Below are 13,028 nucleotides of genomic sequence, written 5' to 3'. Positions count from 1 at the left end.
CGTAAACATGGCAAAAGCAAATGGCAAAGTGACCCAGGTCATCGGCGCCGTGGTGGACGTTCACTTTGACGGCCACCTGCCAGCGATCTTGAACGCGCTGGAAACCGATAACAATGGCAAGAAGCTGGTCCTCGAAGTGGCCCAGCACCTTGGTGAGAGCACTGTTCGCACCATCGCGATGGACGCCACCGAAGGTCTGGTGCGCGGTCAGGCCGTGACAGACACCGGCGAGCCGATCTCGGTTCCCGTCGGCAGCGCCACACTGGGCCGCATCCTGAACGTCATCGGCGAGCCGGTTGACGAACAGGGCCCCGTGAACGCAGACGAGCGTCGCGCGATCCACCAGCCCGCCCCGGAATTCGCCGAGCAGTCGACAGAATCCGTGGTTCTGGAAACCGGCATCAAGGTCGTCGACCTTCTGGCGCCTTATGCCAAGGGTGGTAAAATCGGTCTCTTCGGCGGTGCCGGCGTGGGCAAGACCGTTCTGATCATGGAACTGATCAACAACATCGCCAAAGTGCACTCGGGTTTCTCGGTGTTCGCGGGTGTTGGCGAGCGGACTCGTGAAGGTAACGACCTTTACCACGAGATGATTGAATCGGGCGTTATCGTTCCCGACAATCTGACCGAATCCAAAGTGGCGCTGGTCTATGGCCAGATGAACGAGCCCCCGGGCGCGCGTATGCGGGTTGCCCTGTCGGGTCTGACCCTTGCCGAACAGTTCCGTGACCAGTCGGGCACAGACGTTCTGTTCTTCGTCGACAACATCTTCCGCTTTACGCAAGCGGGTTCCGAGGTGTCGGCGCTTCTGGGTCGTATTCCTTCGGCCGTGGGTTATCAGCCGACGCTGGCGACCGACATGGGTGCCCTGCAAGAGCGGATCACCTCGACAAAGGCCGGCTCGATCACCTCGGTTCAGGCGATTTACGTGCCTGCGGACGACCTTACCGACCCTGCGCCGGCCACATCCTTTGCCCACCTTGACGCCACGACCGTTCTGTCGCGCGCGATCTCCGAGCTGGGCATCTACCCGGCCGTTGACCCGCTCGATTCGACATCGCGTCTGATGGACCCTGCGGTTGTTGGTGAAGAGCACTATCAGGTTGCACGTGACGTTCAGGGCATCCTGCAACGCTACAAGTCGCTGCAAGACATCATCGCCATTCTCGGCATGGACGAACTGTCGGAAGAAGATAAGCTGACTGTTTCGCGCGCGCGCAAAATTCAGCGCTTCCTGTCGCAGCCGTTCGACGTGGCGAAGGTGTTTACCGGGTCTGACGGCATTCAGGTGCCGCTGGAAGAAACCATTTCGTCGTTCAAGGCGGTTGTGGCGGGTGAATACGATCACCTTCCCGAAGGTGCCTTCTACATGGTTGGCGGCATCAGCGACGTTATCGCCAAAGCCGAACGCATGGCTGCCGACGCGGCCTAAGAAACGCGTGTAGCCCCCCGGGCGGACCACATCACGTGGGCCGCTCGGGCGCTGCATCATCAAGGAGGCCCAAATGGCTGATACAGTGCAATTCGATCTGGTGAGCCCTGAGCGGCTTCTGGCATCGGTCGCCGCCAATGAGGTGCAGATCCCCGGTGCCGAGGGTGATCTTACGGCCATGGCCAACCATGCGCCGCTGATCACCACGCTGCGCCCCGGTGTCCTGAAGGTTTCAGGCCCCGATGGCGCCCGTGAATACGTCGTCACCGGCGGTTTCGCCGAAATCAGCGGAGACAGCGTTTCGGTTCTGGCGGAGCGCGCCGTGCCGCGCGAAGACATGACCGCGCAAGAGTTCAAGGCCATGGTATCCGAGGCGACAGACAAGCTTGCGCATGCGCAGGAAACCTTTGTCAACGAGCCTGGCCCGGTTGACGATGCCGCCAAACTTTTGGCGGATATGGTCGCGATTGGCGATCACATCGGTCTTTCGGCCAATTAAGGCCGCGAGAGATTAACATCTAAAGGGGCCGTCTTGCGGCCCTTTTTTCTTTTTCAGTTCTCAATTCTGACAGAAACCCTTATTACCAAAAGGCTGGACCCAAGAGGCTACGCCATGAAAGTTTTCATCAATCAGGCCATTGGCATTGATCAGGGCGATGATGTGCTGTTTTCGGATTACGAAGATGGCGGCACCATGTGGACCGGCCATGGCGAACGTGACCGGCGCACTAAGGTCATGTTCAAGACGCCCTTCAAATCAGAGCCGGTCGTGCATCTTGCCATGTCGCTTTGGGATATGGACAGCGCCACCAATGCGCGCGCCGATGTGACCGCGGAAAAGATCACCCGGACGGGTTTTGACGTGGTGTTTCGCACCTGGGCCGACACCCGCGTCGCGCGGGTGCGGGTGCGCTGGATGGCGATTGGCGAGGTGTTTCACGAAGACGACTGGCAGGACGTCTATTAGGCCACCCGCGCGGGCGTGGGTTTCACCCACCCTACGAGTGGCCTTGCCGTTGTTCTGAAATCAGATGCCGAACTGGCCCTCATAGACCGGTTCAAGCGTCGGGGTTTCGAACAGCGACGACACGCTTGTGCCATTCCAGATGTTCAGGATTGCCTGTGCAAAGACCGGCGCCGTGGGCAGAATGCGGATATTATGGGCAGCGCGCACTGCGGCGGTGGGGGCGATGGTGTCGGTCAGCACCAGCGATTTCATCACCGATTTCTCTATCCGTTCGACCGCCGGGCCGGACATGACGCCGTGGCTGATATAGGCGTGCACCTCTGAGGCGCCGTTTTCCATCAAAAGCTCGGCCGCCTTGCAGAGCGTGCCCGCAGTGTCGCACATGTCGTCGACGATCAGGCATTTCTTGCCGGTCACGTCGCCGATCACCGTCATTTCCGCCACTTCGCCGGCTTTCTCGCGGCGTTTGTCAACGATCGACAGGGGCGCCTCGATCCGTTTGGCCAATTCGCGCGCGCGCGCCACGCCGCCGACGTCTGGCGAGACGACCATAAGGTCCTCCATCCCGCCTTTGAACTGCATCATGATGTCAAGCGCAAAGATCGGCGAGGCATAAAGGTTGTCGACAGGAATGTCGAAAAAGCCCTGGATCTGTGCCGCATGCAGATCCATCGTGAGAACCCGTTCAATCCCCGCCTCGACGATCATGTTGGCCACAAGCTTGGCCGAGATCGGCGTGCGCGCCTTGGAGCGGCGATCCTGGCGGGCATAGCCGAAATAGGGGATCACGGCGGTGATGCGCGCCGCCGAGGACCGGCGCAGAGCGTCCGCCATGATCAGCAGTTCCATCAGGTTGTCATTGGCCGGGTTCGAGGTCGGCTGAATGATGAACATATCCTCGCCGCGCACGTTCTCATAGACCTCGACGAAAATCTCGCCATCGTTGAAACGTTCCACCCGTGCGTCGACAAGACCCACGTTGACGCCGCGATGCATCGACATGCGCCGCGCAATGGCGGTGGCAAGTGGCATGTTGGCGTTGCCCGAAATGAGCTTGGGTTGCGATGTGGTTGGCATGGTGAGGTCCCCGGCTGTGCAATGTGACAGATTCGTGATGTTGACACCGCTTAGCATGTGCCTAGGGTCAGGCAAAGCTATGCAACGGGGGAGCACGCCAAAATGGCCCATATCGACTATTATTTCTCAACTTTGTCACCCTATGCCTATCTGGCGGGTACCGGGTTGGAGGAAATTGCCGCCAAGCATGGCGCGACGGTGACCTACAAGCCGCTCGATATCATGGCGCTGTTCGCGCGCACGGGCGGCACCCCGCCCGCCGAGCGCCACCCCTCGCGCAATGCCTACCGCGCGCAGGAACTGCCGCGACAGGCGAAAAGGCGCGGTATGGTGCTTAACCTCAAGCCCGCGCATTGGCCAACCAACCCGGCGCCGTCGTCCTATGCGATCATTGCCGCGCAAAATGCGGGGGGCGGTGATCTTGGGGCGCTTGCGCATGCCATCATGCGGGCCTGTTGGGTCGAGGACCGCGATATCGCGGGCGATGACGTGGTGCGCGCGTGCCTGCAAAAGGCCGGCTTTGATCCCAAACTTGCCGATAGCGGTTTGCTGAGCGGGGCAGAGACCTATGCCCGCAATCTTGAAGAGGCGGTGAATGCCGGGGTTTTCGGAGCGCCGTTTTACGTGGTGGACAGCGGGCAAAGCTTTTGGGGGCAGGACCGCCTAGACGAGCTTGATCTTCATCTGGCGGGCAAGCTCTAACGCCATGCCACGCGCCGAAAAGGCCGGGGTCGAGACCTACTGGACGACATTCGGACAAGGGCCGCGCGCGGCGCTGATGCTGCATTGCTCGCTGGCCCATGGCGCAAGCTGGGGCGGCCTGGCGCGGGGCCTGTCCGGTGCTCTTGGTATGGTTACCTTTGACGCGCCGGGCCATGGGCGCAGCGCCGATTGGGATGGGCGCGGCGAAATTCAGGAGGTGACGACCCGGATCGCGGCCAGCTTTCTGGAGGGGCCGACGGATATCATCGGCCATTCCTTTGGGGCGACGGTGGCCCTCCGGCTGGCGGTCGAGTACCCCGATCTCGTGCGCTCTCTGATCCTCTATGAGCCGGTGTTTTTCGGCGTGGCTCTTGCCGATCACCCCGAAATGCGCGCGCCGCATGAGGTGGAGCTGGCGATGTATGCGCAGGGCATGGCCACCGGAGATTATCACCTTGCGGCAGAGGGGTTCATCCGGGTCTGGGGCGATGGGCGTGCCTGGTCGGATATACCTGCCGAGGCGCGCGCCGCGATGGCCGCGCAAATGCCGCTCATCGAGGCAGCAGCGCCTGCGCTTTATGACGACGCGGGCGGGATGCTTGCCAGCGGTGCGCTCGGGCGGATCACCGCCCCGGCGCTTTTGCTCGAAGGCAGCCAGTCACCGGCGATCATCGCGGCGATCAACGAAGGGCTCGCGGCGCGCCTTGGGCGCGTCGAGAGGTCGGTGGTCATCGGCGCCGGGCATATGGGGCCGATCACCCATCCCAAGCAGGTCAGCTCTGAGGTGTTGCGCTTTCTGGCCTGGACCTGAGCGACGCGTTAGCCGCGCGCGATGCCGAGGAAGGTCGCGATCTGCTCTTCGGTGATCGACCAGTCGCAGACCAGCCGCATCATCAGCGGTTCGTCATCGGGGCCATTGTCAAGCGGACCGTCATAAAGGCCATAGGCCGCCCCCGCCGCCTTGAGCCGCTGATGGGTGGCGCGCGGCAGGGTGGCGAAGATCATGTTGACCTCTGGCTCGACCACGATCCCGGCCTCTGGCAGATCGCGCAGCCCCGCCACCAGCGTCGCGGCGCGGGCATTGGCGGTGCGCGCCAGATCAAGCCACAGATCGTCCTTGAGGTACCCCAGCATCTGCGCCGACAAAAACCGATGCTTGGAGAACAGATGCGCCGAGCGTTTGCGCCGCAGCTCGAATTCCCAGGCGTTTTCGGGGTTGAAAAAGATCACCGCCTCGACCCCGAGACAGCCGTTCTTGGTGCCGCCCATGCTGACCGCGTCAATCCCGGCCTTCCAGGTCATTTCCGCCGGGGTGCAGCCAAGGGCCGCCACCGCATTGGCAAAGCGCGCGCCGTCAAGGTAGGTCGGCAAGCCGTGATCGCGCGCCACCTGTGTCAGCGCCGCCAGCTCCTCGCAGCTATAAATCCGGCCCCGTTCGGTGGCCTGCGTCAGGGCAAGCGGCCCATGCTGCGCCACATGCACGTCGCCCTTGGGCCACTCGGCAATCGCGGCCCTTAGATCGGCGGGCGTCATCTTGTCGGCCGCGCCTGTCAGGCTGAGTTTGGCGCCGCCGGTAAAGAACTCGGGCGCGTTGCATTCATCGGTGTGGATATGCGCCAGCGGCGTGCAGAACACTGTCTGCCAGGGCTGCGACAGCGTGGCCAGCGCAAGGGCATTCGCCGCCGTGCCGGTTGCCACAAGGTAAACGCTGGCGTGCGGGGCCTCGAACAGGGTGCGGATCTGGTCGCGCACCCTGTCCATCAGCGCGTCATCGCCGTAAGAGGGCTGAAACCCGGTGTTGGCCTCGGCCATGGCGGCCATTACAGAGGGGTGCGCGGGGCCGGTATTGTCAGAGCCAAAGAACATCAGGTTGGTTCCTCGATGATATGATCTTCCCAGTCGTCCTCGGAAATCTCGAACTCGGGCAGGGTGCGCGATTGCATCGACACGCGCGCGTCATGCACACTCTGCGGATCGCCCGAAATGAGCGGATGCCAGTCGTAAAGCGGCTTGCCCTGACGCAACAGTTTATAGGCGCAGGTTTCGGGCATCCAGTAGAGGTGACTGTCAAGGTTCTTGGGGCTGAGCGAGATGCATTCCGGCACGAACTGATGGCGGATCGGATATTGCGAACAGCGACAGGTGGTGTCGTCAAACAGCCGACAGGCGATCCGGGTCAGGACCACTTCGCCGCTGTCTTCGTCCTCAAGCTTGTTCATGCAGCATTTGCCACAGCCGTCGCAGAGCGCCTCCCACTCGTTTTGGGTCATCCGCTCAAGCGGGGTGGTTTTCCAGAACTCGGGGCGCAGGCCGCTGCGCTCAATCGGATCGCTCATAGGGCGGCCAGAATCTGGCGGGCGCGCAGACAATCGGCATCCATCTGGGCGATGAAGAGTTCCAGGCTGTCAAAGGTCTCTTCGGGGCGAAGGTACTCGACAAGCCCGACCGACAGATCAGTGCCGTAAAGATCGCCGGAAAAGTCGAAAATGAAGGTCTCCAGATTGGCAACCTCGCCGTTGAACATCGGGCGCACCCCAAGCGAGGCGGCGCCGTGATAGGTGCCCTTGTGCGGCCCATCAAGCACATCAACCAAGACGGCATACACCCCGAATTTCGGTGGGTGCAGCCCGGCAATCGACATGTTCGCGGTGGGGTATCCAAGCTCGCGACCGCGTTGTTCGCCGCCTATGACCGGGCCTTCGATACGGTGCCAATGGCCCAGCATATTGGCGGCGCTCTTTGGCTCGCCTTCGCTAAGGGCGCGGCGGATCGCGGTTGATGACACCTGGCCGGCATCGCCTTCCAGAAGCCTGGCGATCGTCACGCCAAAGCCCATCTCGGCGCCGAATGCCTCAAGATCGGCGGCGGTGCCCGCGCGCCCCTTGCCAAAGCAGAAATCGGCCCCGACCACCACATGACGCAGGCCAAGCCCGTCGCTTAGCACCGTGCGGGCAAACCCCTCTGGCGTCAGCGCGCTGAGGGCGGCGTTGAAGTTCAACTCATAGAGCCGCTCTACTCCGAGCTTCTCAAGCCGGTGTGCGCGCGCCTCTGGCCCCATCAGGCGAAAGGGCGGGGCGTCGGGCGCGAAATATTCGCGCGGGTGCGGCTCGAATGTCAGAATGCCAAGCGGGGCGTTGATCGCGTCACCGGCCTTGCGGGCGATGTCGATCACCGAACGGTGGCCAAGATGAACGCCATCGAAATTACCGATGGCGGCGCTGGCACCGCGATCGGCCTCGGTGACATAGTGGAAATCCCGGATGATACGCATGGCGCTAGGCCTAGCGCCGCCGGGCCGCGCGTGCAAGCCAGAACACGCCCTTAATGTGCCGTGGTGCGCGCGCGGCGATGCGCGATGGCCATGGCGATATAGATCACCATCAAAAGGGCGAATGTCCCGGCGACAAACAGCAGCAGCGCGGCTAGCATCGGCGACAGGGCGGCGAGCATCGGTAGCGCCTGCGCGAGTGCGCCGGGCAAGGCGCCGGTCGCAAGGGTGGCACCAAGGGTTGCCCCAAGCCAGGCCAGCATCGTCCCAAGTCCGAGCCAGAGCATGGCCCCAAGCGGGCCGCGCCGCACCTTGAGACCGCGCCGCAGGGCCGCGATCTGGCGGGCAATATCCTGTTGCATGGCGATCAAAGCGGGCACGACCAAAAGCACCAGAAGCATGCCAAAGCCAAGCCCATAGACCAGCGTGATCACCGTGGGCTTGAGAAACTGCGCCTGCGTCGAGCGTTCAAACAGCAGCGGCGTCAGGCCCAGAACCGTGGTGAGTGTGGTCAAAAGCACCGGTCGAAGCCGGTCGGCAACCCCGTCGATGATCGCCGGAATAATGCCGCGTTCGCTGGCGTATTCGTCAATCGCCGTCACCAACACGATGGAATCGTTGATGATGATCCCGGTCATGCCCAAAAGGCCGACCACCGTGAACATGCTCAGCGGCACATCCCATTGCGCATGGCCATAAATTGTGCCGACAAGACCGAAAGGGATGATCGCCATGACCACCAAGGGCCGGGTCCAGCTTGCAAAGACCAGCGACAGCACAAGGTAGATGCCCAGCAATGTCAGGATCAGCCCAAGCCGGGCATCGGCCATGAATTCATCTTCTTGCTCGGAAAGACCGGCAAGGCGCCACTCAACCTGATATTCGCTGGCCACCTTGGGCAGGATCTCGGTTTTCAGCAGCGCGCTTATCTCGCTGGCGCGGGCCGGGTCATCCTCGGATATATCGCCGGTCACATTGATCAGCCGCAGACCGTTTTCACGCCGCACGGTGGAAAAGCCGGTGCGCTGCGTGACACTGACGATATCGGCCAACAGAACATATTCACCGCCCGGCGTGCGAAGTTGCATCCGCTCGATGAAATCTGCCGTCAGCTCGCCCTCAGGCAGCTCGACACGCACCTCGGCAGAGCGCGGCCCGTCAGGATAGGTCGCGGCTTCGATCCCGCCGACCCGGTGGCGCAGCACGCGCCCCAGATCGTCAATCGCAAAGCCAAGCGCCTGCCCCTGCGGGGTCAGTTCAAGGATCAATTCCTCTTTGTCATAGGCAAGGTTGTCCTCGACCGCCGACACCTCTGGATAGCGCGAGAGGGCGGTCTTGAGCGCCTCGGCGGCGGATTTGAGGATATCGGCGCTGGCGCCGTAGAATTGCACATCAAGCGCGTCGCCGCCGGGGCCAGAGCGCCCGCCACGAAAGCTCAGGGTTTCGACAAGCGGATGACGCTCGACCCGGTCCTGAAGGTCGGCGACAAAAGCAAAGCTTGAATAGGGGCGCAGGTCGGCGTCGATCAACTCGATGGTGATGCCGCCGAGCAAATCGGCGTCCTTGCTGTCGGCCCCGGCAAGGCCGCGCCCCGCCGTGCCGCCGATCTGGGCGATCACGTAATCAAGCGGATTGGTGCCGTGTTCGGCCTCGTATTCGGCGCCAAGGGCTTCGGTGGCGCGCTGCATTTCGCGCATCATGGCAAGGGTGTCGTCGCGGGTGGCGCCGGGGCTCATGGCGAAATTGCCGCTGACGCTGCCGCGTTCGGGGGCGTTGAAAAAGCGCCATGTGACATCGCCGCGAATGAAGGCCGCCGCCTGAACCGCGAGCAACAGGATGGTGGCGGCTAGCACCACGTAACGGCCCCGGATCACCAGCGCGATCAGCGGGCGAAAGGCGCGCTCGCGAAACCAGCCAAAGCCGCGATTGACCACCCGGCTTGGCCAGTCGTACCAATGCAGCCGCCCCGAATGGGCCAGGGCATGCGCCATGTGGTTGGGCAGGATCAGGAAGCACTCGATCAGGCTTGCGATCAGCACGGCGATCACCGTGAAGGGGATGTCATAGATCAGATCGCCAAACCGCCCGCCAATCACCGCCAGCCCGAAAAACGCGATCAGCGTGGTCAGCGTGGCGGAGAACACCGGAAGCGCCATGCGTGCCGCGGCGCGTTCGGCGGCGACCATCGGCGGTTCGCCCAGCTTGCGCAGGCGCGCATCGGCATGTTCGCCCACCACGATGGCGTCATCGACCACGATGCCAAGCGTGATGATCAATGCGAACAGCGAGATCATGTTGATCGTAAGACCGGCTGCAAACATAAACGCCATCGCCGCCAAAAGGGCCACGGGAATGCCGGCCGCCACCCAGAATGCGGTGCGCGCGTTGAGGAACAGAAATAACAGCCCCACCACCATCGCCAGCCCGGTCAGCGCATTGTCGAGCAGCATGCTGATGCGGCCCGAAATGGCCTCGGCGCGGGTGCGGATAAGGGTGATGTCGACGCCCTCGGGCAGGGTCTCGGTCATCTGATCGGCAAGGGTCTGAACCTTGGCTTGAATATCAAGCGCATCGCCGCGCGCCGAGCGGTCGACACGCACGGTGATGGCGGGTTTGTCGCCGACGAAATAGGCGACATCGCGGGTCACGCCCTTGACGCGCACGCGCGCCACATCGCCCACGGTCAGCGACGAGCCGTCGGGATTTGAGCGCAGCACCACATCGGCAAGCTGATCGGGGCTTCGCTTTTCGACGCCGGTGCGAATGCGGGTATTGGCGCCACTCATGTCGCCCGCCGGATCGGCGGTGATCTCGGCGGCAAGGGCGGCGGCGATCTCGGCCATCGTGATGTCATTGGCGATCAGGCTCGTCGAGGGCACCTCGATGAGGGTTTCCGGCGCGGCGACGCCCTGAATCGTGGTGCGGGTGACGCCCGCGTCAAACAGGCGGATCACGAATTCATCGGCCAGAAGCGCAAGTTGCTGGGTGCCCACGGGGCCGGTGATCACCACATCGGTCACGCGGTCGCGCCAGACCCCACGCCGCACGACCGGCTCGTCGGCCTCTTCGGGCAGGGTAGTGATGATATCAAGCGCCGCCTGTACCTCGTCAGCGGCGCGCCCCATATCCCAGCCGGGTTCGAATTCGAGGCTGAGCGTGGCACTGTTCTCGCGGCTGCTGGCGCTTGAGCTTTCGACGCCTTCGACGGCCAGGAGGGCGGGTTCGAGAAGCTGGACAATGGCGTTGTCGACATCCTCGGCGCTGGCGCCCTCCCAGGTGACCGAGACGCTTACGTTGTCGATCACCACATCGGGAAAGAACTGCGCGCGCATGCGCGGCAGGGCCATCAGGCCAAGCGCGATCATCACCACAAGCAAGAGGTTAGCCGCCGTGCGATGGCGGGTGAAATAGGACAGGATGCCCTGCAATGGCCCGGTGGGCGCGCCCTGCATGGCTTAGCCTCCGATCCGGCGTTCGAGGCGTTCGACCATGGCGGTGGGCACGCGGGGTTTGTCGAGCTGACCCAGGAGACGCTCTTTCACGGCGGCGGGCATGTCATTGTTTGACTGCACGAAGGACACCAGCCGCGCGCGCCGGTCCGGGGTCAATTCAACCAGATCGGCGGGTTTGGCGGCGGCCTCATCGCCCCCTTGCATGGCCGCCTCGGGGGAAAGCGTGCGCACCTTGATGCCGGGGCCAAGCACCGGGGTGCGTTGATCAACCACCGCGCGCCCGGCAAGCCCCGGCGCGCGCACCAGGATGTCGTTGCCCTGACGGCGCAGGAGCGTCACGCCGCGCGCCTCAAGGCGGTCATCCTCGCCGAGCACCAGTACAGCCCCATCCGGCCCAAGCGCCGAGGCGGGCAGGGCAATGACGCGCTCCAGCGGCGGCTCGTCGATCTGCACGGTGACGAAATCGCCGGGCTTCATCGCCGGGGCCATATCAAGCGTCGCAAAGATCAGCCGCCCGGTGCGCCCCTCGCCGACGGCGGCGCTATCGCGAGAGATTTCCCCCGTCGCGGAGAGTTCGAGACCGAAGACATCAAGGCTTACCTTCACCGGGGCGCCGATCAGGGCGCCCTGATCATCCAGAAGCCGGGCATATTGCGGGGTCGAAACGCGAAACGCCACCTCAAGCGATGTGGCATCGACCAGCTGCGCAAGTTGTTCATTGGCCGACACAAGCCGCCCTGCGACGACGCTCACGTCGCTGAGCGTGCCGCTGAAATCGGCGGTGATGCGGGTCTCGTCAAGGCGGCGCTCGGCCTCGGAGAGCAACAGTTCGGCGCGCGCCAGATCGGTCGCGGCGCGGTCAATCCGGGCTTCGGCCAGGGCAAGCGCCTGACGGCTGCCGAGCACGGATTGGCGGGCCTGGGCGCCGGCAAGTTCGGCCGCCTCGACAGTGGCGGTGGTGCCGACGCCGCGCGATTGCAGGTCGCGCTGGCGGGTCAGGGCACGCTCTTGCAGGGCATATTGATCGCGCGCCGCCTCAAGCTCGTCGCGGGCCAGATCAAGCGCGCGGGCGGCTTCGCGGGTTTCGGCCTCGGCGTCCATCCGATCAGCGCGGGCACGATCGCGCGCGGTTTGCGCATCGGCGGGGTCGATCCGCGCCAGAAACTGCCCGGCGCGGACCTGTCCGCCCTCGACGAAATCTGGCGACAGTTCGGTGATGACACCGCTGGCCTGGGTGCGCAGCTCAAGCGTGCGGCGGCTCTGAATCTGACCAAAGGCGGTCAGGACCGGGGTTATGTCTGCCTCTTGGGCAAGGGTTGTACGCACCGCAAAGACACGCTCGCGGCGATCCGGCTGGCGGGGTTCTTTTGCCATGCGCTCTGACACCGCGCTGACCACGGTTTGCCCGGCATAGGCCAAAAGCCCCAAGGTGAGCGATAAAAGGAACAGCCCCGTCAGGCACTGGCGCAAAAACCGCATGAAACGCAACCCTTTGATATGGCCCGGAACGCGTGTGGACCCCTTGAGAATGTAACCCGGACAGGCAAAATGCCAAGAGTATTGAGTATTATACGCGGCCCGGCGCTATTTCCGTCGCTGGTGCTCGTCTAGGCGCGGCATGATCTCGACGAAATTGCAGGGGCGGTGGCGGTAATCAAGCTGAAGTTTGAGGATCTCATCCCAGGCATCGCGACAGGCACCGGGGCTGCCGGGCAGGGCAAAGAGGTATGTGCCCCCCGCAACGCCCCCGGTGGCGCGGCTTTGCACGGCGCTGGTGCCGATCTTGGCCATGCTGACCATGGTGAACACCGTGCCGAAGGCGTCGATTTCCTTTTCATAGACATCGCGATGCGCCTCGACGGTGACATCTCGCCCGGTAAGGCCGGTGCCCCCGGTCGAGATCACCACGTCAATGTCGTCGCGCGCGATCCAGGTGCGCAATTGGGAGGCGATCTGGTCACGCTCGTCGCGCACAATCATGCGGTCGGCAAGGATGTGGCCGGCGGTCTCGATCCGCTCGACAAGGGTCGCGCCGGATTTATCGCCGGTGATGTCGCGGGTGTCGCTCACCGTAAGAACGGCGATGCGCACGGGGATGAACTCTTTGGTGTCGTCAATGCGGGACATTTG

At 63.3% G+C, this 13,028-nt stretch carries 12 protein-coding genes; 5 read left to right on the top strand and 7 right to left on the bottom strand.

Annotation, left to right across the window (positions count from 1 at the left end):
• Window positions 1-7: 7 nt before the first annotated feature.
• The 3 genes from atpD to ROG8370_RS06160 all read left to right on the top strand — a co-directional run bounded on the left by atpD (window position 8) and on the right by ROG8370_RS06160 (window position 2,399).
• Window positions 8-1,432, top strand: a complete 1,425-nt coding sequence (atpD, locus tag ROG8370_RS06170; RefSeq protein ID WP_085826200.1) for a F0F1 ATP synthase subunit beta — start codon at window positions 8-10, stop codon at window positions 1,430-1,432.
• A 73-nt stretch (window positions 1,433-1,505) separates the two neighbouring features.
• The gene (locus ROG8370_RS06165; protein WP_085826199.1) at window positions 1,506-1,931 is read left to right on the top strand and encodes a F0F1 ATP synthase subunit epsilon; all 426 of its coding nucleotides are present in this window, start codon (window positions 1,506-1,508) and stop codon (window positions 1,929-1,931) included.
• 114 nt (window positions 1,932-2,045) lie between these two features.
• On the top strand, window positions 2,046-2,399 hold the full coding sequence (locus ROG8370_RS06160; RefSeq protein ID WP_085826198.1) for an H-type lectin domain-containing protein: 354 nt from the start codon (window positions 2,046-2,048) through the stop codon (window positions 2,397-2,399).
• A 60-nt stretch (window positions 2,400-2,459) separates the two neighbouring features.
• Here the strand turns inward: ROG8370_RS06160 and ROG8370_RS06155 are convergent, their stop codons facing one another.
• Window positions 2,460-3,476, bottom strand: a complete 1,017-nt coding sequence (locus ROG8370_RS06155; RefSeq protein ID WP_085826242.1) for a ribose-phosphate pyrophosphokinase — start codon at window positions 3,474-3,476, stop codon at window positions 2,460-2,462.
• A gap of 102 nt (window positions 3,477-3,578) precedes the next feature.
• On the opposite strand from ROG8370_RS06155, the gene ROG8370_RS06150 reads away from it, so the two are divergent.
• The gene (locus tag ROG8370_RS06150) at window positions 3,579-4,178 is read left to right on the top strand and encodes a 2-hydroxychromene-2-carboxylate isomerase (protein WP_085826197.1); all 600 of its coding nucleotides are present in this window, start codon (window positions 3,579-3,581) and stop codon (window positions 4,176-4,178) included.
• Between the two features lie 4 nt (window positions 4,179-4,182).
• Window positions 4,183-4,989 carry an alpha/beta fold hydrolase gene (locus ROG8370_RS06145; RefSeq protein WP_085826196.1) on the top strand — a complete coding sequence of 269 codons (807 nt, stop codon included), beginning with the start codon at window positions 4,183-4,185 and terminating at the stop codon, window positions 4,987-4,989.
• Between the two features lie 8 nt (window positions 4,990-4,997).
• On the opposite strand, the gene ROG8370_RS06140 is transcribed toward ROG8370_RS06145, so the two are convergent.
• From ROG8370_RS06140 to moaB, 6 genes are all read right to left on the bottom strand, one after another.
• Window positions 4,998-6,044, bottom strand: a complete 1,047-nt coding sequence (locus ROG8370_RS06140) for a threonine aldolase family protein (protein WP_085826195.1) — start codon at window positions 6,042-6,044, stop codon at window positions 4,998-5,000.
• Window positions 6,044-6,514 carry a YcgN family cysteine cluster protein gene (locus ROG8370_RS06135; RefSeq protein WP_085826194.1) on the bottom strand — a complete coding sequence of 157 codons (471 nt, stop codon included), beginning with the start codon at window positions 6,512-6,514 and terminating at the stop codon, window positions 6,044-6,046. Before ROG8370_RS06135 ends, ROG8370_RS06140 begins: the two co-directional genes overlap by 1 nt.
• Window positions 6,511-7,449: a bifunctional riboflavin kinase/FAD synthetase gene (locus ROG8370_RS06130; protein ID WP_085826193.1), complete on the bottom strand. Its 939-nt coding sequence runs from the start codon at window positions 7,447-7,449 to the stop codon at window positions 6,511-6,513. Before ROG8370_RS06130 ends, ROG8370_RS06135 begins: the two co-directional genes overlap by 4 nt.
• Before the next feature lie 50 nt (window positions 7,450-7,499).
• Window positions 7,500-10,898 (bottom strand): efflux RND transporter permease subunit, encoded by a 3,399-nt coding sequence (locus ROG8370_RS06125; RefSeq protein WP_085826192.1) that lies wholly within the window; start codon window positions 10,896-10,898, stop codon window positions 7,500-7,502.
• 3 nt (window positions 10,899-10,901) lie between these two features.
• The gene (locus ROG8370_RS06120) at window positions 10,902-12,377 is read right to left on the bottom strand and encodes an efflux RND transporter periplasmic adaptor subunit (RefSeq protein ID WP_085826191.1); all 1,476 of its coding nucleotides are present in this window, start codon (window positions 12,375-12,377) and stop codon (window positions 10,902-10,904) included.
• A gap of 105 nt (window positions 12,378-12,482) precedes the next feature.
• Window positions 12,483-13,025: a molybdenum cofactor biosynthesis protein B gene (gene moaB / locus ROG8370_RS06115; protein ID WP_085826190.1), complete on the bottom strand. Its 543-nt coding sequence runs from the start codon at window positions 13,023-13,025 to the stop codon at window positions 12,483-12,485.
• Window positions 13,026-13,028 lie beyond the last annotated feature (3 nt).

This window comes from Roseovarius gaetbuli, from assembly GCF_900172365.1.
In the GTDB taxonomy this organism is placed as follows: Bacteria; Pseudomonadota; Alphaproteobacteria; order Rhodobacterales; family Rhodobacteraceae; genus Roseovarius; species Roseovarius gaetbuli.
Note: the sequence above shows the minus strand (reverse complement) of the source record. Positions and strands in the feature narration are given on the sequence as shown.